Below are 23,982 nucleotides of genomic sequence, written 5' to 3'. Positions count from 1 at the left end.
CCTCTCAGGTCAGATGAGTTTCACCAATTGCTTGCCGAAGTTCTTGCCCTTGAGCAGGCCGAGGAAAGCCTCGGGCGCGTTCTCGATGCCCTGCGCGATGCTCTCGCGCGGGCGCAGCTTGCCGCTGCCCACCAGCTCACCCAGCTCGGCCAGGGCCTCGGGCCAGACCTCCATGTGCTCGCTGACGATGAAGCCTTCCAGCTTGATTCGGTTGACCAGCAGCAGCGCCGGGTTCTGCAAGGGCAGCGGCTGGCCGTCGTAGCCGGCGATCATGCCGCACAGGGCGATGCGGGCGAAGGCGTTGGTGCGCAGCAGCACGGCGTCGAGGATGTAGCCGCCGACGTTCTCGAAGTAGCCGTCGATGCCGTTCGGGCAGGCTTCCTTCAGCGCCTTGGACATGGCCTTCAGGTCGCCGTGCACGCGGTGGTCGATGCAGGCGTCGAAGCCCAGTTCGTCCGTCACGTACTTGCATTTGTCCGGCCCGCCGGCGATGCCCACCACGCGGCAGCCGCGCGCCTTGGCCAGCGCGCCGAAGGCGCTGCCCACGGCGCCCGAGGCGGCGGAGATGACCACCGTCTCGCCCGCCTTGGGCGCGATGATCTTCACCAGCCCGTACCAGGCCGTCACGCCGGGCATGCCGACGGCGCCCAGGTAGTGCGACAGCGGCACGCGGCTGGTGTCCACCTTCTTCAGCATGCCGGGTTTGGCGGCATCGACCACGCTCCACTCCTGCCAGCCGCCGAAGCCGACCACCTTGTCGCCCACGGCGTATTTGGGGTGGCGGCTTTCCACCACCTCGCCCACGGTGCCGCCCTGGAACACCTCGCCCACGGGCTGGCTGGCGGCGTAGCTCTTGCTGTCGTTCATGCGGCCGCGCATGTACGGGTCGAGGCTGAGGTAGTGGTGGCGCACCAGCACCTGGCCGTCTTGCAGCGCAGGGGTTTCGGTGCTGACCAGCTTGAAGTTGCTGGCCGTGGCTTCGCCCTCGGGGCGGTTGTCGAGAAGGATCTGGCGGTTGGTCGGCATGGAAGTTTGCTCCTGGGTTGATAGCTGCCAGCGCTTGTCTGGCGGGCGCTGGAGGCTGTTTTGATTAAAAAATTCAATCGGTGGGCAGCGGCCCCTGTCCGGCGGCGCGCGGCACGTACTTGAAGGTGCCGGTGGCTTGCGCGCACAAGCGGTCTTCACCATCGAATACCGAGCCTTCGACGAAGGCCATGCTGCGCGTGCGGTGCAGCAGCCGGCCGCGCCCCACCAGCGCCGTGCCGGCGGCGGCCGGCGCCGGGCGCATGAAGCTGGTCTTCATCTCGATGGTGACCACGCCCGAATCCGGCTGCACGCTGCGCGCCGCGACGGCCATGACCACGTCGAGAAAGGTCATCACCGCGCCGCCGTGCGTCACGCCGAAGGAATTGCAGTGCTCGGGGCGCGGCGCGAAGCGCAGCTCCGACTCGCCGTCCGCGAACTTCTCCAGCGTGAAGCCCAGGTGCTGGACGAACGGGACGGGGATGCCGAAGTCGAGGCTCATGGCCGAAGCTTAGTGGGAGAGCAGGAGACCCGCCCCGGCCGCCGCCGGGCCGCTCCCAAGGCGGCCGGAGCCCCCTCGGGGGGCAGCGCACCACGCGAAGCGGGGGAGCGTGGGGGCCATGTTCAGGCAGCGCCGAGCACCACGCTGGTACCGCCGTCCACCGCCAGCCACTGGCCGGTGATGTGCTTGCCGGCATCGCTGGCGTACAGCAGGGTCAGGCCCTTCAGGTCTTCTTCGTCGCCCAGGCGGCCTAGGGGCGCGCCGGCCTTCATCTTGTCCTCGCCCAGCATGTCGATCAGGCCGGAGGCCATCTTGGTGCGGAAGAAGCCCGGGCAGATGGCGTTGACGCGGATGCCGAAGCGCCCCCACTCGGCCGCCAGCGTGCGGGTGAAGCCGATCACCGCCGTCTTGGAGGTGTTGTAGGCCAGGGTCTTCATGTCCACCGGGTTGCCGTTGAGGCCGGCGATGGAGGCGACGTTGATGATCGCACCCGTCTTCTTCGGGATCATGTAGCCCCGGGCGACTTGCTGGCTGAGGATGAAGTAGCCGCGCACGTTGAGGTTCATCACCTTGTCCCAGGCCTCGACCGGGTGGTCTTCGGCCGGGGCGCCCCAGCTCGCGCCGGCGTTGTTGACGAGGATGTCGACGGCGCCCATGCGCTCCAGCGTCTCGTCGGCGAGGCGCCGGGTGTCTTCCTCCTTGGCGCAGTCGGCGGCGATCCAGCGCGCGTCGATGCCGGCCGCTTGCAGCTCGGCCGCGGCCTGCTCCAGGTCGGCCGCCTTGCGCGCGCTGAGCATGATGCGCGCGCCGGCCTCGCCCAGCGCATGGGCCATCTGCAGGCCCAGGCCGCGCGAGCCGCCGGTGACGAGGGCGGTCTTGCCCTTGAGGTCGAACAGCTGCTGGACGGTGCGGGGCATGTGGTGATCTCCTTCAGAAAGCGTTTTCGGGCAGCTCGGCGCAGGTCATGTCGCGGCTTTCCACCACGCGCAGCCAGGCGTCGATCTTGGGCAGTTCGTATCGATAGAAATAGGCCGCAGAGCCCGCCACGCCTGCGCTGGCAGCTCCTGATTTTGAAGCATCGGCGGAAGCCGCCAGGTCCAGCCAGATCCAGGCGATGACGACGTGGCCGAACGCCTGCATGTAGGGCACGGCGTTGGCCAGCGCCTCGGTGGGGTTGCCGCTGGCCCAGGCGGCCTTGGTGGCCTTGCCCACGCGCGCCAGCGCGGCGGCCAGGGCGTTGGCCTGTTCGGCCAGCGGCGGCTGCGGCAACGCGCGCTCGATGGTGGCGTTGATGCGCCCGGCCAGCAGCGCGAGGCCGCGGCCGCCTTCCATCAGCACCTTGCGGCCCAGCAGGTCCATCGCCTGGATGCCGTGCGTGCCCTCGTGGATCATGTTCAGGCGGTTGTCGCGCCAGTACTGCTCCACCGGGAAGTCGCGCGTGTAGCCGTAGCCGCCGTGGATCTGGATGGCCAGGCTGTTGGCCTCCAGGCAGTTCTCGCTCGGCCAGCTCTTGGCGATGGGGGTGAGCACCTCCAGCAGCAGGCGCGCCTCGTCGGCGGACTCGGGCGTGCCGGTGTGCTGCTCGTCCACCAGGCGGGCGCAGTACAGCAGCAGGGCCAGGGCGCCTTCGCAATACGACTTCTGGATCAGCAGCATGCGGCGGATGTCGGCGTGCTCGATCAGGCGCACCGGCGGCTGGCTGGCGTCCTTGCCGCCCGCACCCAGCGGGCGTCCCTGCGTGCGCGTCTTCGCGTAGTCGAGCGAGGCCTCGTAGCCCGCCAGCCCCAGCATGGTGGCGGCCAAGCCGATGGCGATGCGCGCCTCGTTCATCATGTGGAACATGCAGCGCAGGCCCTCGCCGGGCTGGCCGACCAGGTAGCCGACGGCACCGGGCTGGCCGCCGACCTTGAACTGCCCCTCGCCGAAATTGAGCAGCGTGTTGGTGGTGCCGCGCCAGCCCAGCTTGTGGTTGAGGCCGGCCAGCGCCACGTCGTTGCGCACGCCGGTCAGGTTGCCCTCGGTATCGACCAGCTTCTTGGGCACGATGAAGAGCGAGATGCCCTTGACGCCCGGCGGCAGCCTGCCGTCGGGGCCGGGGATCTTGGCCAGCACGAGGTGGACGATGTTCTCCGTCATCTCGTGCTCGCCGGCCGAGATCCACATCTTGTTGCCCTTGAGGCGGTAGCGCGGGCCCAGCGGGTCGTGGGCGTCCTCCAGCACGGCGCGGGTGGCGACGTCGCTCAGGGAGGAGCCGGCCTGCGGCTCGCTCAGGCACATGGTGCCGGCCCAGCGGCCGTTGAACTCGTTGGCGGCGAAGACCTGCTTCTGCACCTCGGTGCCGTGCGCCATCAGCAGGTTGGCGTTGCCCACGGTGAGCAGGTTGGCGCCGATGCTGATCGACGCCTTGCCGAAGAAGGCGCCCGCCGCCGCCTCGACCAGGTAGGGCAGCTGCATGCCGCCATGCTCATGGTCCTGCGCGGCGGCCAGCATGCCGGAGTCGGCGTAGGCTTGGCGCGCGTCGTGCGTGGCCTGGGGCAGCACCACGCGCAGGCTGCCGTCGGGGTTCTGTTCAGTGCGCGGCTCTTGCGTATCGACCAGACGGTTGAAGGGCGCGTACTTCTCGCGCGCGATGCGCTCGCAGGTGTCCATCACCGCGTCGAAGGTTTCGCGCGAGTGTTCTGCAAAGCGCGGGCGCGCGGTGAGCGCCTCCGCGTTCAGCCAGTCGTACAGGAGGAAGTCGAGCGTGGAACGCAGCGTCATTTTCTATACATCAAAAATGGCTGCTGCGCCCACCCAGCAAGCGCTGGCAGCTATTATTACAGGAGCTGCGTCACAGCACTTCGAACACGCCGGCGGCCCCCATGCCGCCACCGATGCACATGGTCACGCACACGCGCTTGGCGCCGCGGCGCTTGCCTTCGATGAGCGCGTGGCCCGTCAGGCGCTGGCCGCTCACGCCGTAGGGGTGGCCGAGGGCGATGGCGCCGCCGTTGACGTTCAGGCGGTCGTTGGGAATGCCCAGCTTGTCGCGGCAGTAGATCACCTGCACGGCGAAGGCTTCGTTCAGTTCCCACAGGTCGATGTCGCTGACCTTCAGGCCCAGCTTGGCCAGCACCTTGGGCACGGCGAAGACGGGGCCGATGCCCATTTCGTCCGGCTCGCAGCCGGCCACGGCGAAGCCGAGGAAGCGGCCCAGGGGCTTGAGGCCCTTCTTGCTGGCGTAGTCCTCGCCCACCACCACGCAGGCGCCGGCGCCGTCGGAGAACTGGCTGGCATTGCCGGCCGAGATCAGGCCACCCGGCAGCGCGGGCTTGATGCCGCTGATGCCTTCGGCGGTGGTGCCTTCGCGGATGCCCTCGTCCTGGCTGACGGTGACCTGCCTGGTGATCAGGCCCAGCGTCTTGTCGGCCACGCCGGCGGTGACGGTGATGGGCGCGATCTCGGCGTCGAACTTGCCAGCGGCGCGCGCGGCGGCGGCCTTCTGCTGGCTGGCGGCGCCGTATTCGTCCATGACCTCGCGGCCGATGCCGTAGCGCTTGGCGACCTGCTCTGCGGTTTGCAGCATGCTCCAGTAGATCTCGGGCTTCTTCTTGGCCAGCGCCAGGTCCTGGAGCATGTGCATGTTCATCTCCTGCTGCACGCAGGAGATGCTCTCCACGCCGCCGGCCACGAACACGTCGGCCTCGCCGGCGATGATGCGCTGCGCGGCCAGCGCGATGGTCTGGAGGCCGGAGGAGCAGAAGCGGTTCACCGTCATGCCCGAGGTGGTGACGGGGCAGCCGGCCATCAGCGCGGCCTGGCGCGCGATGTTCATGCCGGTGGCGCCCTCGGGGTTGGCGCAGCCCAGGATCACGTCGTCCACCTCGGCGGCGTCGATGCCGGCGCGCTGGATGGCGTGCTGTACCGCATGGCCGCCGAGCGTGGCGCCATGGGTCATGTTGAAGCCCCCCTTCCAGCTCTTGGCGAGCGGCGTGCGGGCGGTGGAAACGATGACGGCCTTGGTCATTGGATACTCCTGATTCGATAGCTGTTGGCGCTTGCCTGACGGGCGTTGGCGGCCGAAATCAATTGAAATTCTTGCCCTCGGCGACGAGCTTCTTCAGCAGCGGGGCCGGCTCCCAGAACTTGGCGTCGTCGTGCGGGTTGCGCGCGAAGCGCTTCATGGCTTCCGCCACGTTGTACAGGCCCACCTGGTCGGCGTACAGCATGGGACCGCCGCGCCAGAGCGGGAAGCCGTAGCCCGTGAGGTACACCATGTCGATGTCGCTGGCCTTGCTGGCGATGCCTTCCTCGAGGATGCGCGCGCCTTCGTTGACCAGCGCATACACCAGGCGCTCGACGATCTCCTGGTCGCCGATCTTGCGCGGGGTGATGCCCAGCGCCTTGCGGTGCTCGTCGATCAGCTTGTCCACCACGGGGCTGGGAAGCGCGTCGCGCTGGCCGGGCTGGTAGTCGTACCAGCCGGCGCCGGTCTTCTGGCCGAAGCGGCCCAGCTCGCACAGCCGGTCGGCGCTGGCGCTGTACTTCATGTCCGGGCGCTCGACGTAGCGGCGCTTGCGGATCGCCCAGCCGATGTCGTTGCCCGCCAGGTCGCCCATGCGGAACGGGCCCATGGCGAAGCCGAACTTCTCGATGGCCTTGTCGATCTGCTGCGGCGAGGCGCCCTCGTCCAGCAGGAAGCCAGCCTGGCGCGAGTATTCCTCGATCATGCGGTTGCCGACGAAGCCGTCGCACACACCCACCACCACGGCGGTCTTCTTGATCTTCTTGGCCACGGCCATCACGGTGGCCAGCACGTCCTTGGCGGTCCTGGCGCCGCGCACCACCTCCAGCAGCTTCATCACGTTGGCCGGGCTGAAGAAGTGCGTGCCGACCACGTCCTGCGGACGCTTGGTGAAGGCGGCGATCTTGTTGACGTCGAGCGTGGAGGTATTGGAGGCCAGGATGGCGCCGGGCTTGGCCACCTCGTCGAGCTTGGTGAACACGGCTTCCTTGACGCCCAGATCCTCGAACACGGCCTCGATCACCAGGTCGGCGTCCTTCAGGTCGTCGTAGCTCAGGGTGGGCGTGAGCAGGGCCATGCGCTGCTCGTACTTGTCCGCCTTCAGCTTGCCCTTCTTGACCTGGCCCTCGTAGTTCTTGCGAACGGTGGCCAGGCCCCGGTCCAGCGCGTCCTGCTTGGTCTCCAGGATGGTGACCGGGATGCCAGCGTTGAGGAAGTTCATGGCGATGCCGCCGCCCATGGTGCCGGCGCCGACGATGCCCACCTTGGCCACGGCGCGCGGCTTCACGTCGTCACCGACGTCGGGAATCTTGGACGCCGCGCGGTCGGCCATGAAGATGTGGCGCAGCGCCTTGCATTCGGGCGTGAGCATCAGGCTGGTGAAGATCTCGCGCTCCTTGGCCAGCGCGTCGTCGAACTTGTACTTGGTGGCGTTCTCCACCGCGTCCACGCACTTGGGGGGCGCCGGGAAGTTCTTGGCCATGCCCTTGACCATGTTGCGCGCGAACTGGAAGTAGGCGTCGCCGTCCTTGTGCTTGCACGGCAGGTCGCGCACCAGCGGCAGCGGCGAGCCGTCGGCGTGCTGCGCGGCCACCTTGCGGGCCAGGGCCATGGCCTCCTCGGCCAGCGATTCGGGCGAAGCGCTGAGCTGGTCGAACAGCTTCTGGCCGGGCAGCATGGCCAGCATCTCGCTGTTGACGGGCTCGCCGCTGACGATCATGTTCAGCGCCGCCTCCACGCCGAGCACGCGCGGCAGCCGCACGGTGCCGCCGGCGCCGGGGATCAGGCCCAGCTTGACCTCGGGCAGCGCGATCTTGGCGCCAGGCGCGGCGATGCGGTAGTGGCAGCCCAGCGCCAGTTCCAGGCCGCCGCCCATGGCCACGCTGTGCACGGCCGCCACCACGGGCTTGGTGGAATATTCGATGGCGCTGATGACACCCAGAAGGTTGGGATCCTGCGATGCCTTGGGCGAGCCGAACTCTCGAATGTCGGCGCCGCCCGAGAAGGCTTTGCCGCCACCCGTCAGCACCACCGCCTTGACGGCCGGGTCGCCATTGGCTTTTTCCAGCGCGCTGGTGATGCCGATCCGGGTCTCGTAGCCGAGGCCGTTGACGGGCGGGTTGTTCAGGGTGATGACGGCGACGTCTCCGTGGACTTTGTATTCAGCGGTCATGGAGCTTGGTTCCTTGGGTCTAGCGGGGAAAGGCGCAGCGGGCCGGGATCGGCCGCCGCATTGTCAAAGATGCATGGGGTGGCTGCAAACCCGGTTTGTCACGGCTGGGACAAACACGGCGATCAGCCCACCGCAGGCCAGCCCCGTAGCTTAACGCCTGCGCAAAGGCCGGCGGCGCCCCAAGGATGGGGCGGCTACACCTCCAGCCATTCCTTGCGGGTCGCGGCGTCGGCGCGCAGTGCGTCGGGCGTGCCGTCGAACACGATGCTGCCGTGGCCCATCACCAGCGCGCGGTCGGAGATGTGCATGGCGATGGTGAGCTTCTGCTCGATCAGCAGCACGGCGATGCCGCGCTCGCGCAGCTTGAGCAGGTACTCGCCCACCAGTTCCACGATCTTGGGCGCCAGGCCCTCGGTGGGTTCGTCGATGATGATCAGCTCCGGGTCGCCCATCAGCGTGCGGCACAGCGTCAGCATCTGCTGCTCGCCGCCGGAGAGCACGCCGGCCTCGGTGTGCTCGCGCTCCTTCAGGCGCGGGAACATGGCGTACATGTCGTCGAAGCTCCAGCGGCTGCCCTTGCCCGAGCCCTTCTGGCCCAGCAGCAGGTTCTGGTACACGGTGAGCCTGGGAAAGATGTCGCGGCTCTCGGGCACGTAGCCCAGGCCCAGGTGCGCGACCTCGAACGGCTTGCGGCCAAGCAGGCGCTGGCCCTTCCAGTCCACCCGCCCCTCGGCCTGCACCATGCCCATGACGGCCTTGGCAGTGGTGGAGCGGCCGGAGCCGTTGCGCCCCAGCAGCGCGACGATTTCGCCCGGCTGCACCTTGAAACTCACCCCGTGCAGCACGTGGCTCTTGCCGTAGTAGGCGTGCAGGTTGTCCACAGTCAGCATCGCTCGCCCCGTTCAGTGACCGGCCGCCTGGCTTTCCGCCACGTGCGAACCCAAGTAAGCCTCCTGCACGCGCGCGTTGGCGCGCACCGCCTCGGGCGTATCGAACGCCAGCACTTCGCCGTAGACGACGACGGCGATCTTGTCCGCCAGGCCGAACACCACGCCCATGTCGTGCTCCACCGTCAGCAGCGTCTTGCCCACCGTCACCTCGCGGATCAGTTCGATGAAGTGCTGCGTCTCGCTGCGGCTCATGCCGGCGGTCGGCTCGTCCAGCAGAACCACGCTGGCGCCGCCGGCGATGGTCACGCCGATCTCCAGCGCGCGCTGCTCGGCATAGGTCAGGTTCATGGCCAGCACGTCGTGCTTGCGCTCCAGGTGGATCATGCGCAGCAGTTCCTCGGCGCGCTGGTTGGCATCATGGAGGTTGGCCAGGAACTTGAAGAAGGTGTAGCGGTAGCCCAGGCTCCACAGCACGCCGCAGCGCAGGTTCTCGAACACGCTGAGCTTGGGAAAGATGTTGGTGATCTGGAAACTGCGCGACAGCCCGAGCCGGTTGATCTCGTATGGCTGCTTGCCGTCGATGCGGTGCGCGCCCAGCCAGATTTCACCGCTGGAGGGCGCGAAGCGCCCGCTGATCAGGTTGAACAGCGTGGACTTCCCGGCACCGTTGGGCCCGATCACCGCCACCCGCTCGCCCGGCTGTACGGCCAGGTTGACGCCGCGGATGATCTCGGTCTTGCCGAAGCTCTTGCGCACGTCCTTCAGTTCGAGGGCAAAACTGCTCATGCGCTGGCCTCCTGCCGTTGCTTCGTCGCCTGCTCGATCGCCTCGTGCACCGCGTTCCAGCGCACCTGGAAGCGCCGCCGCGCCCATTCGAACAGGCCGACCCCGATGGCAGCCACGACGGCCGCAGACAGCCAGTGCAGCGCGTTGCCGGTGTCGAGCGTCATGCCCAGGAAGCCCAGGGCCCCGCCGGACGCGCCTTCGAGCTGGCGATGGTAGATCATCTCGATCAGCGCCGAGAACCCGAGCAGCGCGACCACGGCGGCCAGGGTCATCGACAGGTAGTGCGGCAGCAGCTCGCGCAGGCGCCCGAAGGCAGCGATGCGCACGTTCATCATGATCAGGCTGGCAATGCCGCCAGGCGCGTACATCACCATGAACATGAAGATCAGGCCCAGGTACAGCAGCCAGGCCTTGGTGATCTCGGAGAACAGCACCGCCGCCAGCACCATGAGCACCGCGCCGATGATGGGGCCGAAGAAGAAGGTCGCCCCGCCCAGGAAGGTGAACAGCAGGTAGCCGCCCGAGCGCGCCGCGCCCACCACCTCGGCGGTCACGATCTCGAAGTTGAGCGCCGCCAGGCCCCCCGAGATGCCGGCGAAGAAGCCCGCCACCAGGAACGCCCGGTACCTGACGCGCTGCGCGTTGTAGCCGACGAATTCCACCCGCTCCGGGTTGTCGCGCACCGCGTTCAGCATGCGCCCCAGCGGCGTGAGCGTGAAGGCGTACATCGCCGCCACCGACAGGAAGGTGTAGACCGCGATCAGGTAGTACACCTGCCGCTGCGGGCCGAAGGTGATGCCCAGCAGCGGCTCGGTCATGCGATTGCCGGACACGCCGCCCTCGCCGCCGAAGAACTCGGGAATCATCAGCGACATGGCGAACACGAGTTCACCGATGCCCAGCGTGATCATGGCGAAGGTGGTGCCCGACTTCTTGGTCGTCACGTAGCCCAGCAGGGCGGCGAAGAACAGCCCCGCCAGGCCGCCGACCAGCGGCAGCAGCATGACCGCCACGGCCGAGGGTTTGCCGTCGGAGAAGGCGTTCAGGGCATGCATGGCGACGAACGCCCCCAGGCCGGTGTAGACGGCGTGGCCGAAGCTCAGCATGCCGCCCTGCCCCAGCAGGACGTTGTAGGACAGGCAGGCGATGATCGCGATGCCGATCTGGCACAGCATGGACAGCCCCAGATCGCCGGGGAACACCAGCGGCGCCACCAGCAGCAACAGGGCGAAGGCCGACCAGATGATCCAGCGTGTGCGCGGATCGGACGAATGGATGGAAGCAGCGGTCATCGCATCAGCTCTCGCGGGAACCCAGCAGGCCCTTGGGCCGGAAGATCAGCATCAGCACCAGCAGCAGGTACGGCAGGATCGGCGCCACCTGCGACACGGTCAGCTTGACCAGCGAGTTGTCCTGCGCGGCCGCACTGAGCCCGATGCCCAGCTGCGCCGCCAGCGAGCCGACCGACCAGTCGAAAGCCACGGCGAAGGTCTGCACCACGCCGATCAGCAGCGAGGCCAGGAAAGCCCCCGCCAGCGAACCCATGCCGCCCACCACCACCACCACGAAGATGATCGAGCCCACCGTGGCCGCCATGGCCGGCTCCGTCAGGTAGGTGCTGCCGCCGACCACGCCGGCCAGCCCCGCCAGCGCCGAGCCGGCGCCGAACACCAGCATGAAGACCGCCGGCACGTTGTGGCCCAGCGTCTCCACGGTGTCGGGATGCGTCAGCGCCGCCTGGATCACCAGGCCGACGCGGGTGCGCGTCAGCAGCAGCCACAGGCTCACCAGCATGACGACCGCCGCCAGCATCATGAAGGCCCGGGTGGCCGGGAACGGCGTGCAGACCACCCGCACCGCTTCGTCGGCGGCGCGGCACATCTGCTCGGGGGCGCTGCCCCAGACGAAGCCGAGGCCGTCCACCGAATGCTTGATGAGCGTGAAAGCCGGCCCCTGCAACACCTCCGGCGGACGGAAATCGACCGCCAGCCGACCCCAGACCAACTGCACCAACTCGAGGATGACGTAGGACAGGCCGAAGGTGATCAGCAGCTCGGGCACGTGCCCATACTTGTGCACCTTGCGCAGGCACAGCCGCTCGAACAGCGCGCCCAGCAGACCGACGGCCACGGGCGCCACGATGAGCGCCGGCCAGAAGCCGATGGTCTTCGACACGGTGTAGCCGAAATAGGCCCCCAGCATGTAGAAGCTGGCGTGCGCGAAGTTCAGCACGCCCATCATGCTGAAGATCAGCGTCAGCCCCGAACTGAGCATGAACAGCAGCAGCCCGTAGCTCATGCCGTTCAGCATCGAGATGATGAAAAACTCCATGGTCCGCCTATGGTTGGCCAAAAAAAGAGTCCGGAACGGTTGACCCGTTCGGACTCGGCAGCACGCGTCAACCCGGCCGCTTCATCTGGCAGCTGGTGGGCGTGCTCGAAACGTAGTTCGGGTACTCCTTGACCGCGACCAGCGTCATGCCGGTGTTCTCCGGGCTGTAGGGGTTCTTGGCGTCCGCCTTCTGCCAGACCGTGATGTACAGCGGCTGCTGGAGCTGGTGGTCGGCCTTGCGCATCTCGATCTCGCCGTTGAAGGTGTTCACCTTCAGGCCCTCCATGGCCTTGGCCACCTTCACCGGATCGGTGGACTTGGCCTTGGCCATGGCCGCCCCCAGCATCTCGAAGATGCGCGGGATCGCCAGGGTGTACATGTCGTCGTTGTACTTGGCCTTGAATTCGTCGAGCCACTTCTGCGCCTGGCCGCCCATGTTGTAGTGGCCGTAGGCCACCTGATAGACGCGCCCCTCGCCGCTCTTGCCCAGCGCGGTAGGCGTGCCGGTGACGCCGGTGTAGTAGGTAAAGAACTTGCCGTTGTAGCCCCCTTCGTTGGCGGCCTTGACGAGCAGCGCCAGATCGGACCCCCAGTTGCCCGTGATCACCATGTCGGCGCCCGAGGCCTTGATCTTGGCGATGTAGGGCGCGAAGTCGCGCACCTGGGCCAGCGGATGCAGATCCTCGCCCACGATCTCGATGTCCGGGCGCTTGCGCTTGAGGGCCTCCTTCGCGTACTTGGCGACCTGGTGACCGTGCGAGTAGTTCTGGTTCAGCAGGAACACCTTCTTTACGTCCGGCAGGCTGTCCTTGATGTAGCTGGACATGGCCTCGATCTTCATCGAGGTGTCGGCGTCGAAGCGGAAGTGCCAGAAGCTGCACTTGCTGTTGGTGAGGTCGGGATCCACCGCCGAATCATTGAGGTACAGCACCTCCTTGCCGGGGTTGCGCTCGTTGTGCTTGTTGATGGCGTCGACCAGCGCCAGCGCCACCGACGAGCCGTTGCCCTGGGCGACGTAGCGCACGCCCTTGTCGATGGCCGCCTTCAGCGCGTTCAGGCTTTCGGCCGGGCTGAGCTTGTTGTCGATGGTCTCGAACTCGAACTTCACGCCCGCCGGGTTGCCGGCGCCGCTGAACTTCTCGGCGAAGTATTTGTAGCTCTTGTCCTGGTTCACGCCCACCGGGCCGAGCAGGCCCGTCAGCGGGTCGATGCGGACGACCTTGACCACCTCGCCCTTCTGGGCGGATGCCCATCCCGCCATCACGGCCATGATGCCGCCCACCACCAGTTTCGCTGCAAATTTCACGGTTTTCTCCTCGGGTTAAAGCAGCCCGGAGCGTAAGTCTTCGCAGGCCGAAAAGGCAGCGGGTTTGCCCGCATCCCGCAGCCTTTTCAGGTCAGGTCGGCAGCTTGTAGTCCTTGAGCTGCTCTCGCAGCTTGGTCTTGAGCATCTTGCCTGTGGCGCCGAGAGGGATCGACTCGACGAACACCACGTCGTCCGGCGTCTGCCACTTGGCCACCTTGCCCTGGTAGAAGGCCAGCAGCTCGTCGCGGCCGACCTGGGCGCCGGGCTTGAGCGCCACCACCACGATGGGGCGCTCGTCCCACTTGGGGTGCGGCATGCCGATGCACGCGGCCATCGCCACCGCGGGGTGCGCCATGGCCACGTTCTCGATGTCGATGGAGCTGATCCACTCGCCGCCGGACTTCACCACGTCCTTGCTGCGGTCGGTGATCTGCATGTAGCCGTCGGGATCGATGGTGGCCACGTCGCCCGTGGGAAACCAGCCGTCCTGCAGCGGGCTGGCGTCGATCTTGAAGTAGTGGTCGATGATCCAGGGGCCGCGCACCAGCAGGTCGCCGTAGGACTTGCCGTCCCAGGGGCGTTCCTGGCCCTGGTCGTCGACGATCTTCATGTCCACGCCGAACACCGCGCGGCCCTGCTTCAGGCGCACCTTGTTCTTGTCGGCTTCGGGCATCGAGCGGTGCTTTTCCTTCAGCGTGCACACCGTGCCCAGCGGGCTCATCTCGGTCATGCCCCAGGCGTGGCGCACTTCCACGCCGTAGTCGTTCTCGAAGGTGTTCAGCATCGCCGGCGGGCAGGCGGCGCCGCCGATGATGGTGCTCTTGAGCGTGGAAAACTTCAGCTTGTTCTGCGACAGGTGGTTGAGCAGCATCTGCCACACCGTCGGCACGCCGGCGGCCATGGTCACGCCCTCGCTCTCCATCAGTTCGTGGATGGACTTGCCGTCCATCGCGGCGCCGGGGTAGACCAGCTTGCAGCCGGTGAGCGCCGCCGCGTAGGGAATGCCCCAGGCGTTGACGTGGAACATGGGCACCACGGGCAGGATGACCGAGGAGGCCGACAGGTTCATGGCGTCGGGCAGCGAGCCGGCGAAGGCGTGCAGCACCGACGAGCGGTGGCTGTACAGCGCGGCCTTGGGGTTGCCCGTGGTGCCGCTGGTGTAGCACATGCTGGAGGCGGCATTCTCGTCAAGCCGGGGCCAGGCGTATTCGGTGGGCTGGGCGCCGATCCAGCTCTCGTAACTCAGCAGGCCGGGAACACCGCTGTCCGCCGGCAGCTTGTCGGCGTCGCACAGGGCGATCCAGTGCTTGACGGTCTTGCAGTGGCCGTGAATGCCCTTCACGATGGGCAGGAAGGTCAGGTCGAAGCAGATGGCTTCGTCTTCCGCGTGGTTGGCGATCCATGCGATCTGCTCGGGCAGCAGGCGCGGGTTGATGGTGTGCAGCACCCGGCCGGAGCCGCTGACGCCGAAATACAGCTCCTGGTGGCGGTAGCCGTTCCAGGCCAGCGTGCCCACGCGGCTGCCGGCGGCGATGCCCAGCGCGTCCAGCGCGTTGGCCACCTGCTTGGAGCGCCGGGCCGAATCGGCCCAGGTACAGCGGTGGATGTCGCCCTCCACCCGGCGCGAAACGATCTGGCCGTCGCCATGGTGGCGGGCGGCGTGCTCGATCAGGCTCGAAATCAGCAGTGGATGGTTCTGCATCAAACCCAGCATGGGAATCTCCTCATTTTTAAGTGGTTGAGACTGGAATCGGCGGCAATGGTAAGCCATGGCTGCGCGCCGGCGCGACAATCGCGGCATGCAGGACACTGAAACCGCGCCCGCGCAGCGCCACGACGCCGGCTGGGCCTGGCGCAACCGCTTCGCCGCGCTGGGCGATGCCTTCTACACCCGCCTGGCGCCGGTGCCGCTGCGCGCGCCCTACTGGGTGGCGCGCAGCGCGTCGATGGCGCGCGAGCTGGGGCTGCCGGAGGACTGGTGGGGCACCCCCGAGGCGCTGGAGGCGTTCACCGGCAACCGGCCGCTGGCGGGCAGCGCGCCGCTGGCCAGCGTCTACAGCGGCCACCAGTTCGGCCACTGGGCCGGCCAGTTGGGCGACGGCCGCGCCATCCTGCTGGGCGAGGTGCGCGCGGCGGACGGCCAGGCGCTGGAGCTGCAACTCAAGGGCAGCGGCCTCACGCCCTACTCCCGCATGGGCGACGGCCGCGCCGTGCTGCGCTCGTCGATCCGCGAGTTCCTGGCCAGCGAGGCGATGCATGCGCTGGGCATCCCCACCACCCGCGCGCTGTGCGTGACCGGCTCCGACCAGCCGGTGCGGCGCGAGGAGATCGAGACCGCCGCCGTCGTCACCCGCGTGGCGCCCAGCTTCATCCGCTTCGGGCACTTCGAGCACTTCAGCGCCCGCAACCAGCTGGACGAGCTGCGCCGCCTGGCCGACTTCGTGATCGAGCACTTCTACCCCGACTGCCGCGGCGACGCGCAGCCCTACGCCGCCCTGCTGGCCGCCGTCACCCGCCACACCGCCGCGCTGGTGGCGCAGTGGCAGGCGGTGGGCTTCATGCACGGCGTGATGAACACCGACAACATGAGCATCCTGGGCCTGACCATCGACTACGGCCCCTACCAGTTCATGGACGGCTTCGACCCCAACCACATCTGCAACCACTCCGACAGCGGCGGGCGCTACGCCTACCAGCGCCAGCCGGCCGTCGCGCACTGGAACCTGTTCGCCCTGGGCCAGGCGCTGCTGCCGCTGATCGGCGAGCCCGACGCGGCCATGGCCGCGCTGGAGCCCTACAAAACGATCTTCCCCGCCGAGTACGACCGCCGCATGGCCGCCAAGCTGGGCTTCGCGCGGGCGAGCGAGCACACCGCCCGCTGGGTGCGCGAGGCGCTGGCGCTGATGGCGCGCGAGCGCACCGACTACACCATCTTCTGGCGCCGCCTGGCCCGCCACGCCGCCGGCGCGCCGGCCGAGACGGTGCGCGAGCTGTTCCTGGACCAGGCCGCCATCGACGCGCTTTTGCTATCCTTCAAGGAGCTTCCGGCGCTTGATGGACGGGCGCTGGAGCCCGATTTGATGCTTAAAAACAATCCCACCATCGTGCTGCGCAACCACCTGGCCGAGCAGGCCATCGCGCAAGCGAAACTCAAGGACTTCGGAATGGTCGAAGAGCTGCTCCGCGTGCTGGAAAATCCGTACGACGACCACCCCGCCCACGCCGACTGGTCAGGCTTCCCGCCCGACTGGGCGGCCCACATCCAGATCAGCTGCTCCTCATGACCCACCCCGTTCACAAGACCGACGCCGAATGGCGCGCCCTGCTGGCCGACAAGGGCGCCGAGCCCGTGGCCTGGCAGGTCACCCGCCACGCCGCCACCGAGCGCCCCTTCACCGGCAAGTACGAGCAGCACTGGGCCGGCGGCCTGTACCGCTGCATCTGCTGCGGCGCCAAGCTGTTCGAGTCCGACGCCAAGTTCGACGCCGGCTGCGGCTGGCCCAGCTTCTTCCGCGCCGAACCCGGCGCCATCGAGGAGCGGCGCGACACGAGCCACGGCATGGTGCGCGTCGAAACCCTGTGCGCCCGCTGCGGCGCGCACCTGGGCCACGTCTTCCCCGACGGCCCCGAGCCCACCGGCCTGCGCTACTGCATGAACTCCGCCTCGCTCGACTTCGAACCCCTGCAAGCCCCATGAAACTGTTGCTCGACTTCCTGCCCATCCTGCTGTTCTTCGTCGCCTACAAGCTGCAGGGCATCTACGCCGCCACGGGGGTGCTGATGGCGGCCACCTGCGTGCAGATGGCCATCGTCTACGCCATCGACAAGAAACTGACGACCATGCACAAGGCCACGCTGGCCTTGATCCTGATCTTCGGCACGCTCACGCTGACCTTGCAGGATGAGCGCTTCATCAAGTGGAAGCCCACCGTGCTCTACGCCGCCATGGCGCTGGCGCTGGCGGTGGCGCTGTGGGGCTGGCGCAAGAACTTCCTGCGCATCATGCTCGGCAGCCAGCTCGCCCTGCCCGACGCCGTGTGGCACCGGCTGACCGTGGCCTGGGTGCTGTACTGCCTGTTCATGGCCGCCCTCAACGGCTACGTGGCGGCCTACTGGTCCACCGACGCCTGGGCCGACTTCAAGCTGTGGGGCTACGTGTTCCCGGTGGCCTTCATCATCGGCCAGGGCATCTACGTGGCGCGGCATTTGCAGGACTCGGAAGGTTCCGCATGAGCATGAGCCTCGCCGACCAGATGGCCACGCGCCTGCGCCAGCACTTGGCGCCCACTGCGCTGGAGGTGCTGGACGAAAGCTGGCAGCACGCCGGCCACACAGGCGCCAACGGCACCGGCTCGGGCACCCATTTCAGGGTGCGCATCGCCTCGCCGCTGTTCGCCGGCCAACCCCGCGTGGCGCAGCACCGGCTTGTGTATGATGCGCTGCAAAATTTCATCGACCAGGGCGTGCACGCCATCGCCATCGAAACCCGCTGAAACTCTGCCGGCCGCGCCGGCATCCAAGCGCAGTCCGCCGGCTTCTTCCGGTCCACCTCTCCCCCGCAACACCATGAAACACCCCACCCTGGCCGCCGCGGCCCTGCTCGCCGCCGCGCTGGCCCTGCCCGCCGCCGCCCAGAACATCGCCATCGTCAACGGCAAGCCCGTGCCCAAGGCGCGCATGGAGGCGCTGGAGGCGCAGGTCAAGGCCCAGGCCGCCCGCACCGGCCAGCCCGTGCCGCCCGAGGTGCAGAACCAGCTGCGCGAGGAAATCATCGCCCGCGAGATCTTCATGCAGGAGGCCGAACGCCGCGGCCTGGAAGCCTCGCCCGACTTCCGCGCCAAGATGGAACTGGCGCGCCAGAGCGTGCTCATCAACGAGCTGTTCGCCGACTACCAGGAGAAAAACAAAGTCACCGACGCTGAGGCCAAGGCCGAGTACGACCGCGTGGTCGGCAGCCAGGCGCCGGCCGCCGGCGCCAAGGAGTACAAGGCACGCCACATCCTGGTCGAGAAGGAAGACGAGGCCAAGGCCATCATCGCCCAGCTCAAGAAGGGCGCCAAGTTCGACGACATCGCCAAGAAGCAGTCCAAGGATCCGGGCTCCGGCGCGCAGGGCGGCGACCTGGGCTGGGCCAACCCGTCCGGCTACGTGCCCGAGTTCGCCGGTGCGCTGACCAAGCTGAACAAGGGCCAGACCAGCGACGCGCCGGTCAAGTCGCAGTTCGGCTGGCACGTGATCCGCGTGGACGACATCCGCGACGCCAAGGCGCCCGAGCTGCCCAGCTTCGACGCCGTCAAGCCGCAGATCATGCAGCAGATGCAGCAGCAGAAGCTGTCCAAGTTTCAGGAAGAGCTGCGCGCCAAGGCCAAGATCGAGTAAGCCCCCCGCCGCGCCGCACCCAGCCGCCCGCCGAGGCGGCTTTTTTTTGCCCGTTAGCTATTGATAATGTAGCTTCCAGCGCTTGCCTGGCGGGCGCTGGAGGTCAAAAACCCTTGTAGAGCAGCAGCAGCCCGATCAGCACGGGCTGGTGCAGCATGTAGTAGCTGAGGCTCCAGCGCCCCAGCACCGCCAGCACCGCCAGCCCCGCGGCGCCCGGCAGGCGCGGCCATGCGGGCAGGCGCTGCGCCAGGGCCGCGCCCCACAGCATCACGCCCAGCCAGGGCAGCAGGGGCACGTAGTCCTCGGTGGGGGGCTTGCGCGTGACCACGCCCAGCCAGTTCAGCCAGCGGCTGTCGAGCGCCGCCTGCATGGCGGGCGGCGCCTGCGTGCGCAGCAGCTCGCCCAGCCACGGCGCGGCCAGCACCAGCAGCGCGCCGGCCACCCAGGGCACGGCGCCGCGCAGCCAGCCGCGCACCAGCGCCCAGCGCACCACGATCAGCATCGCCGCCATGCCGTGCAGCACGCCGAAGCTGATCCAGCCGCGCGGGAACATCCACCAGGAGCCGGCCGACACCAGCAGCGCGCAGCCCGCCACCTGCGCCCAGCGGCGCCAGAAGCGCGGCCAGCCCTGCCCCTGCCGCACCGCAAGCGCTTGCCCGGCGCCCGCGCACAGCAGGAACAGGCCGACGATGCCGGTGCGCTGCCAGGTCCAGACCGGGTCGTCGTAGAAGTTCTGCCGGAGGTAGCCGAAGTGGTTGAGGTCGAAGCAGAAGTGGTAGGCCGTCATCCACAGCATGGCCAGCCCGCGCAGGGCATCGACGTGGTCGTGACGGGTGGCGGGCGGCATGGGAGGCGATGTTAGCGGCTGGGATAATGGGCTTGATCGCCCTCCCCGTTTCATGAATCGAATAAGCCGTCAGCGCCCGCCAGACAAGCGCCAGCAGCTATCGATACAGAAGCAAACCCGAGTAACGCCATGAAGATCCTCCTCCCCGTCGACGGCAGCGAGCTGTCGCTGCACGAAACCCGCTTCGCCCTGCAGCTGGTGCGGGGCGGCCTGAAGGCCAGCTTCGTGCTGGCCAACGTGCAGGCGCCGGCCAGCTTCTACGAGATCGTCACCGCGCAGGACCCGGCGCTGATCGAGGACGCCGCGCTGGAGGCCGCCGAGGACTTGATCGCCCCCTCTGCCCAACTGCTGCGCGAGGCCGGCGTGCCGTTCGAGACCGCCGTGGTCGCGGGCGACCCGGCGCACGGCATGCTGGAGCTGATCGAGATCCACCGCTGCGACATGGTGCTGCTGGGCTCGCGCGCGCTGGGGCCGTGGCGCCGGCTGATCGAGGGCGCCTCGGTGTCGCGCCGGCTGATCGACGACGCGCCGGTGCCGGTGCTGCTGGTCAAGCCGCCGGCGGACGAAGCCTGATCAGCCCACCCACCGGCGCGCGTTGCGCCAGATCTGCATCCAGGGGCTGAACGCGCTCTTGTCCTGGTCCGTCCAGCTGAACTGCGCGTTGCGGAACACGCGCTCGGGGTGCGGCATGAGGGCGGTGAAGCGGCCGTCGGCGGTGGTCACGCCGGTGAGGCCGCCGGGGCTGCCGTTGGGGTTGAAGGGGTACTGCTCGGTCGGCTGGCCGTGGTGGTCGACGAAGCGCATCGCCGCGATGGCGCGGGCCGCGTCGCCGCGCTGGCCGAAGTGGGCGAAGCCCTCGCCGTGCGCCACCGCGATGGGCAGGCGGCTGCCGGCCATGCCCTGGAAGAACAGGCTGGGCGAATCGAGCACCTCGACCATCGACAGGCGCGCCTCGAAGCGCTCGCTCTGGTTGGTGGTGAAGCGCGGCCACGCCTCGGCGCCGGGGATGATCTCGGCCAGCTCGGCGAACATCTGGCAGCCGTTGCACACGCCCAGGCCGAAAGTGTCGCCGCGCGCGAAGAAAGCCTTGAACTGCTCGGCCAGCCGCGCGTTGAAAGTGATCGAGCGCGCCCAGCCGATGCCGGCGCCCAGCGTGTCGCCGTAGCTGAAGCCGCCGCAGGCCACCAGGCCGGCGAAGTCGGCCAGTTGCGCGCGGCCGGTCTGCAAGTCGGTCATGTGCACGTCGAAGGCCTCGAAGCCGGCCGCCGTGAAGGCGCAGGCCATCTCGACGTGCGAGTTCACCCCCTGCTCGCGCAGGATGGCGACCTTGGGGCGTGCACCGCCGATTGCTATGTTTTTAGGTGCTGCCGGCGCTTGTCCAGCAAGCGCTGCGGCCATATTCGACTGCAAATCCGCTGACAGGGTGACGCTCAGGCCCGGGTCGTCGGGCAGGCCGGCCGCCGCGTGCTCGGCGTCGGCGCAGGCGGGGTTGTCGCGCTCGCGGGCGATCTTCCAGCTGATGCTGTCCCACACCTGCTGCAAGTCGTGCAGGCTGGCGCCGAACACTTCTCTGGTGTCGCGCCAGACGGCCAGGCGCCCCTTGCCCGCGTCCATGGCCGACGACGCGGGCCGCGTCTTGCCGATGAAGTGGCTGTGTTTGGCCAAGCCGTGCGCGCGCAGCGTCTGCATCACCTGGTTGCGCTCGGCGGTGCGCACTTGCAGCACCACGCCCAGCTCCTCGGCGAACAGGGCGCGCAGCGTCAGCTCCTCGCGGCGGGCGCTGATCTGCTGCGCCCAGTTCTTGGCGTCGCCGGTCTCCATGCGGCTGTCGCTGATGCCGTCGCCTTCGGTAACGAGCAGGTCGATGTTCAGCGCCACGCCCACGTGGCCAGCGAAGGCCATCTCGGCCACGCAGGCCAGCAGGCCGCCGTCGCTGCGGTCGTGGTAGGCGAGCAGCTGGCCTGCGGCGCGCAGCTGGTTGACGGCGGCGACCAGGGCCTTCAAGTCCTGCGGGTCGTCGAGGTCGGGCACGCCGTCCTTCACGGGGCAGCCGCTCTGGCCCAGCGCCTGCGCCAGCACGCTGCCGGCCAGGCGGTGGCGGCCCTTGCCCAGGTCGACCAGCACCAGCGTGGTGTCTTCGAGGGCGGCGTCGAGCTGCGGCGTGAGCGTGGGCCGCACGTCGTCGATGGACGCGAAGGCGCTGACGATCAGGCTGACGGGCGAGACCACCTTGCGCGCCTGGTCGCCTTCCGCCTGCCACTGCGTGCGCATCGACAGGCTGTCCTTGCCGACCGGGACGGCGACGCCCAGCGCCGGGCACAGTTCCATGCCGACGGCTTTGACGGTGGCGTACAGCGCGGCGTCCTCGCCCGGCTCGCCGCAGGCGGCCATCCAGTTGGCGCTGAGCTTGACGCGCGGCAGCTCGATGGGCGCGGCCAGCAGGTTGGTGATGGCCTCGGCCACGGCCATGCGGCCCGACGCGGGCGCGTCGAGCGCGGCCAGCGGCGTGCGCTCGCCCATGCTCATGGCCTCGCCAGCGAAGCCGCTGAAGTCACCCAGGGTGACGGCGCAGTCGGCCACCGGCACCTGCCAGGGGCCGACCATCTGGTCGCGGTGCGTGAGGCCGCCGACGGTGCGGTCGCCGATGGTGACGAGGAAGCGCTTGCTGGCCACGGTGGGGTGGCTCAGCACCTTGATCGCGGCGTCTTGCAGGCTGACGCCGTCCAGGTCCAGCGGCTTGAAGCGGCGCTGCACGGTGCGCACGTCGCGCAGCATCCTGGGCGGCTTGCCGAGCAGCACGTCCATCGGCATGTCCACAGGGCTCTCCTGCCCTTCGTCGGCCACCACCAGCTGCCGCGCCTCGGTGGCCTGGCCCACCACGGCGAACGGGCAGCGCTCTCGCGCGCACAGCGCCTCGAACAGCGGCAGCGACTCGGGCGCGATGGCCAGCACGTAGCGTTCCTGGCTCTCGTTGCACCAGATCTCCTTGGGCGCCAGGCCGGATTCCTCCAGCGGCACGGCGCGCAGGTCGAAGCGCGCGCCGCGGCCAGCGTCGTGGGTCAGCTCCGGGAAGGCGTTGGACAGGCCGCCCGCGCCCACGTCGTGCACCGCCAGGATGGGGTTGCCCTCGCCCAGCGCCTGGCACTGGGTGATGACTTCCTGCGCGCGGCGCTGGATCTCGGGGTTGCCGCGCTGCACCGAGTCGAAGTCCAGGTGCGCGGCGTTGGCGCCGCTGGCGAGCGAACTCGCCGCGCCGCCGCCCATGCCGATGCGCATGCCCGGCCCGCCCAGCTGCACCAGCAGGCTGCCGGCCGGGAACTCGATCTTGTGCGTGAGCCGCGCGTCGATGCTGCCGACGCCGCCCGCGATCATGATGGGCTTGTGGTAGCCGCGCAGGACGGCATCGGCGCCCTCGCCACCCTCTTCACCGACCAGCAACTCGTATTCGCGGAAGTAGCCCAGCAGGTTGGGCCGGCCGAACTCGTTGTTGAACGCGGCGCCGCCCAGCGGCCCCTCGGTCATGATCTGCAAGGGGCTGGCCATGTGCTCGGGCTTGCCGTGCGGGCTGTCCCACAGCTTCGACACCGTGAAGCCCGTCAGCCCCGCCTTGGGCCGCGCGCCGCGGCCGGTGGCGCCTTCGTCGCGGATCTCGCCGCCCGCGCCGGTGCTGGCGCCGGGGAAGGGGCTGATGGCGGTGGGGTGGTTGTGCGTCTCCACCTTCATCAGCACATGGCGCAGCTCGCTATTCTGTTGATAGCTGCCAGCGCCCACCCCGCCTGCGCTGGAGGCCGATTTGGCTTGAAACGCTTGGACCGTGTGGCCTTCCATCACCGCCGCGTTGTCACTGTAGGCGACGACGGTGTGCGCGGGGCTCCGCTGGTGCGTGTGGCGGATCATGCCGAACAGGCTCTGGTCCTGCGGCGCGCCGTCGATGCGCCAGTCGGCGTTGAAGATCTTGTGCCGGCAGTGCTCGCTGTTGGCCTGCGCGAACATCATCAGCTCGACGTCGGTGGGGTTGCGGCCCAGGCGGGTGAAGGCGTCCCGCAGGTAGTCGATCTCGTCGGGCGCCAGCGCCAGGCCCCATTCGACGTTGGCCTTTTCCAGCGCGGCCTGGCCGCCGGCCAGCACGTCCACGTGCGCCAGCGGCTCGGGCGTGAGCGCGGTGAACAGCGCGCCGGCCTCGTCGCGGTGCGCCAGCACGCTCTCGGTCATGCGGTCGTGCAGCAGCGCGGCGATCTGCGCAAGCTCATCTTTCGATAGCTGGTGGCGCCCGACCAGCTTGCGCTTGAGGCCGATTCTGTATTCAACCAGCCGCTCCACCCGGTGCAGCGCGATGCCGCAGTTGCGGGCGATGTCGGTGGCCTTGCTGGCCCAGGGCGACACCGTGCCCAGGCGCGGCGCGACGATGATCGGCGCGCCCTCCTGCGGCCCGGCGTAGGGCTCGCCGTACGTCAGCAGCGCGGCCAGCCGCTCCAGCACCGCAGCGTCGGGCGGCGCGTCGAAACCAGCCACGTGCACGAAGCGCGCGGCGATCGACTCCACCGCCGGGCAGGTGGCCTGCAAGCGCGGCAGGAGCTGGCGGATGCGGAAATCGCTGAGGGCGTTGCCGCCGTCGAAGAACTGGAGGTGCTGGGTCACGGCGGTGGCCTGAGGGTGAAATGGCGCGCGGCGCCGTGGATGCCGTCCGCCGGCCGCTGACTGGGGCTGGCGGACATGGGAGCGATTTTACCCAGGGCATCTTG

At 68.5% G+C, this 23,982-nt stretch carries 20 protein-coding genes; 6 read left to right on the top strand and 14 right to left on the bottom strand.

The genetic code is table 11. The features are described 5' to 3' along the window. Positions 1-9: 9 nt before the first annotated feature. The 12 genes from QM772_RS00610 to QM772_RS00555 all read right to left on the bottom strand — a co-directional run bounded on the left by QM772_RS00610 (position 10) and on the right by QM772_RS00555 (position 14,728). Complete coding sequence (locus QM772_RS00610; protein WP_415133143.1) at positions 10-1,026, bottom strand: NADP-dependent oxidoreductase; 1,017 nt, start codon at positions 1,024-1,026, stop codon at positions 10-12. Positions 1,027-1,099: 73 nt separating this feature from the next. Further along, positions 1,100-1,525 (bottom strand): PaaI family thioesterase, encoded by a 426-nt coding sequence (locus QM772_RS00605; protein WP_415133141.1) that lies wholly within the window; start codon positions 1,523-1,525, stop codon positions 1,100-1,102. Positions 1,526-1,647: 122 nt separating this feature from the next. Then, positions 1,648-2,442, bottom strand: a complete 795-nt coding sequence (locus QM772_RS00600; protein WP_415133139.1) for an SDR family oxidoreductase — start codon at positions 2,440-2,442, stop codon at positions 1,648-1,650. Between the two features lie 13 nt (positions 2,443-2,455). After that, on the bottom strand, positions 2,456-4,285 hold the full coding sequence (locus QM772_RS00595; protein ID WP_415133137.1) for an acyl-CoA dehydrogenase: 1,830 nt from the start codon (positions 4,283-4,285) through the stop codon (positions 2,456-2,458). Positions 4,286-4,355: 70 nt separating this feature from the next. Further along, the gene (locus tag QM772_RS00590) at positions 4,356-5,531 is read right to left on the bottom strand and encodes an acetyl-CoA C-acyltransferase (RefSeq protein ID WP_415133135.1); all 1,176 of its coding nucleotides are present in this window, start codon (positions 5,529-5,531) and stop codon (positions 4,356-4,358) included. Between the two features lie 58 nt (positions 5,532-5,589). Next, positions 5,590-7,701 (bottom strand): 3-hydroxyacyl-CoA dehydrogenase NAD-binding domain-containing protein, encoded by a 2,112-nt coding sequence (locus QM772_RS00585; RefSeq protein WP_415133133.1) that lies wholly within the window; start codon positions 7,699-7,701, stop codon positions 5,590-5,592. Positions 7,702-7,895: 194 nt separating this feature from the next. Further along, a complete protein-coding gene (locus QM772_RS00580) occupies positions 7,896-8,591 on the bottom strand; it encodes an ABC transporter ATP-binding protein (RefSeq protein ID WP_415133131.1) in 696 nt (231 codons plus the stop codon). 12 nt (positions 8,592-8,603) lie between these two features. Beyond that, complete coding sequence (locus QM772_RS00575) at positions 8,604-9,377, bottom strand: ABC transporter ATP-binding protein (protein WP_415133129.1); 774 nt, start codon at positions 9,375-9,377, stop codon at positions 8,604-8,606. Further along, on the bottom strand, positions 9,374-10,669 hold the full coding sequence (locus tag QM772_RS00570) for a branched-chain amino acid ABC transporter permease (protein WP_415133127.1): 1,296 nt from the start codon (positions 10,667-10,669) through the stop codon (positions 9,374-9,376). Before QM772_RS00570 ends, QM772_RS00575 begins: the two co-directional genes overlap by 4 nt. A gap of 4 nt (positions 10,670-10,673) precedes the next feature. Then, positions 10,674-11,708 carry a branched-chain amino acid ABC transporter permease gene (locus QM772_RS00565; RefSeq protein ID WP_415133124.1) on the bottom strand — a complete coding sequence of 345 codons (1,035 nt, stop codon included), beginning with the start codon at positions 11,706-11,708 and terminating at the stop codon, positions 10,674-10,676. 67 nt (positions 11,709-11,775) lie between these two features. Continuing rightward, positions 11,776-12,978 carry a branched-chain amino acid ABC transporter substrate-binding protein gene (locus tag QM772_RS00560; RefSeq protein WP_415139406.1) on the bottom strand — a complete coding sequence of 401 codons (1,203 nt, stop codon included), beginning with the start codon at positions 12,976-12,978 and terminating at the stop codon, positions 11,776-11,778. A 127-nt stretch (positions 12,979-13,105) separates the two neighbouring features. Next, entirely contained in the window at positions 13,106-14,728 is a 1,623-nt protein-coding gene (locus tag QM772_RS00555; protein WP_415133122.1) for a 3-(methylthio)propionyl-CoA ligase, read from the bottom strand. An 85-nt stretch (positions 14,729-14,813) separates the two neighbouring features. On the opposite strand from QM772_RS00555, the gene QM772_RS00550 reads away from it, so the two are divergent. The 5 genes from QM772_RS00550 (at position 14,814) to QM772_RS00530 (ending at position 18,393) form a co-directional block, all read left to right on the top strand. Further along, positions 14,814-16,298 (top strand): protein adenylyltransferase SelO, encoded by a 1,485-nt coding sequence (locus QM772_RS00550; RefSeq protein WP_415133120.1) that lies wholly within the window; start codon positions 14,814-14,816, stop codon positions 16,296-16,298. Continuing rightward, positions 16,295-16,711 (top strand): peptide-methionine (R)-S-oxide reductase MsrB, encoded by a 417-nt coding sequence (msrB, locus tag QM772_RS00545; RefSeq protein ID WP_415133118.1) that lies wholly within the window; start codon positions 16,295-16,297, stop codon positions 16,709-16,711. The genes QM772_RS00550 and msrB overlap by 4 nt, the downstream gene beginning before the upstream one ends. Beyond that, positions 16,708-17,247 (top strand): septation protein A, encoded by a 540-nt coding sequence (locus tag QM772_RS00540; protein WP_415133116.1) that lies wholly within the window; start codon positions 16,708-16,710, stop codon positions 17,245-17,247. Before msrB ends, QM772_RS00540 begins: the two co-directional genes overlap by 4 nt. Continuing rightward, a complete protein-coding gene (locus tag QM772_RS00535) occupies positions 17,244-17,507 on the top strand; it encodes a BolA family protein (protein ID WP_415133114.1) in 264 nt (87 codons plus the stop codon). The genes QM772_RS00540 and QM772_RS00535 overlap by 4 nt, the downstream gene beginning before the upstream one ends. Positions 17,508-17,580: 73 nt before the next feature. After that, positions 17,581-18,393, top strand: coding sequence for a peptidylprolyl isomerase (locus QM772_RS00530; protein ID WP_415133112.1), 813 nt, complete (start codon positions 17,581-17,583; stop codon positions 18,391-18,393). 103 nt (positions 18,394-18,496) lie between these two features. Here QM772_RS00530 and QM772_RS00525 read toward each other — a convergent pair whose 3' ends face one another. After that, positions 18,497-19,240: a DUF1624 domain-containing protein gene (locus QM772_RS00525; protein WP_415133110.1), complete on the bottom strand. Its 744-nt coding sequence runs from the start codon at positions 19,238-19,240 to the stop codon at positions 18,497-18,499. Between the two features lie 129 nt (positions 19,241-19,369). On the opposite strand from QM772_RS00525, the gene QM772_RS00520 reads away from it, so the two are divergent. Then, positions 19,370-19,813 (top strand): universal stress protein, encoded by a 444-nt coding sequence (locus QM772_RS00520; RefSeq protein WP_415133108.1) that lies wholly within the window; start codon positions 19,370-19,372, stop codon positions 19,811-19,813. Here QM772_RS00520 and purL read toward each other — a convergent pair whose 3' ends face one another. Then, on the bottom strand, positions 19,814-23,878 hold the full coding sequence (gene purL, locus QM772_RS00515; RefSeq protein WP_415133106.1) for a phosphoribosylformylglycinamidine synthase: 4,065 nt from the start codon (positions 23,876-23,878) through the stop codon (positions 19,814-19,816). Between the last annotated feature and the right edge of the window lie 104 nt (positions 23,879-23,982).

It is taken from the genome of Ottowia sp. (assembly GCF_047601385.1).
Taxonomy (GTDB): Bacteria; Pseudomonadota; Gammaproteobacteria; order Burkholderiales; family Burkholderiaceae_C; genus Ottowia.
The sequence above is the reverse complement of the archived record's forward strand: the minus strand, read 5'-3'. Positions and strand labels throughout refer to the sequence as shown.

Bases quoted from the DNA above. Each gene is read 5' to 3' on its own strand.
- QM772_RS00535 (WP_415133114.1), top strand. From the start codon at position 17,244: ATGAGCATGAGCCTCGCCGACCAGATGGCCACGCGCCTGCGCCAGCAC.
- QM772_RS00600 (WP_415133139.1), bottom strand. From the start codon at position 2,442: ATGCCCCGCACCGTCCAGCAGCTGTTCGACCTCAAGGGCAAGACCGCC.
- msrB (WP_415133118.1), top strand. From the start codon at position 16,295: ATGACCCACCCCGTTCACAAGACCGACGCCGAATGGCGCGCCCTGCTG.
- QM772_RS00525 (WP_415133110.1), bottom strand. From the start codon at position 19,240: ATGCCGCCCGCCACCCGTCACGACCACGTCGATGCCCTGCGCGGGCTG.
- QM772_RS00570 (WP_415133127.1), bottom strand. From the start codon at position 10,669: ATGACCGCTGCTTCCATCCATTCGTCCGATCCGCGCACACGCTGGATC.
- QM772_RS00560 (WP_415139406.1), bottom strand. From the start codon at position 12,978: ATGGCCGTGATGGCGGGATGGGCATCCGCCCAGAAGGGCGAGGTGGTC.
- QM772_RS00550 (WP_415133120.1), top strand. From the start codon at position 14,814: ATGCAGGACACTGAAACCGCGCCCGCGCAGCGCCACGACGCCGGCTGG.
- QM772_RS00565 (WP_415133124.1), bottom strand. From the start codon at position 11,708: ATGGAGTTTTTCATCATCTCGATGCTGAACGGCATGAGCTACGGGCTG.
- QM772_RS00580 (WP_415133131.1), bottom strand. From the start codon at position 8,591: ATGCTGACTGTGGACAACCTGCACGCCTACTACGGCAAGAGCCACGTG.
- QM772_RS00555 (WP_415133122.1), bottom strand. From the start codon at position 14,728: ATGCTGGGTTTGATGCAGAACCATCCACTGCTGATTTCGAGCCTGATC.
- QM772_RS00585 (WP_415133133.1), bottom strand. From the start codon at position 7,701: ATGACCGCTGAATACAAAGTCCACGGAGACGTCGCCGTCATCACCCTG.
- QM772_RS00605 (WP_415133141.1), bottom strand. From the start codon at position 1,525: ATGAGCCTCGACTTCGGCATCCCCGTCCCGTTCGTCCAGCACCTGGGC.
- QM772_RS00530 (WP_415133112.1), top strand. From the start codon at position 17,581: ATGAAACACCCCACCCTGGCCGCCGCGGCCCTGCTCGCCGCCGCGCTG.
- QM772_RS00540 (WP_415133116.1), top strand. From the start codon at position 16,708: ATGAAACTGTTGCTCGACTTCCTGCCCATCCTGCTGTTCTTCGTCGCC.
- QM772_RS00595 (WP_415133137.1), bottom strand. From the start codon at position 4,285: ATGACGCTGCGTTCCACGCTCGACTTCCTCCTGTACGACTGGCTGAAC.
- QM772_RS00590 (WP_415133135.1), bottom strand. From the start codon at position 5,531: ATGACCAAGGCCGTCATCGTTTCCACCGCCCGCACGCCGCTCGCCAAG.
- QM772_RS00520 (WP_415133108.1), top strand. From the start codon at position 19,370: ATGAAGATCCTCCTCCCCGTCGACGGCAGCGAGCTGTCGCTGCACGAA.
- QM772_RS00610 (WP_415133143.1), bottom strand. From the start codon at position 1,026: ATGCCGACCAACCGCCAGATCCTTCTCGACAACCGCCCCGAGGGCGAA.
- QM772_RS00575 (WP_415133129.1), bottom strand. From the start codon at position 9,377: ATGAGCAGTTTTGCCCTCGAACTGAAGGACGTGCGCAAGAGCTTCGGC.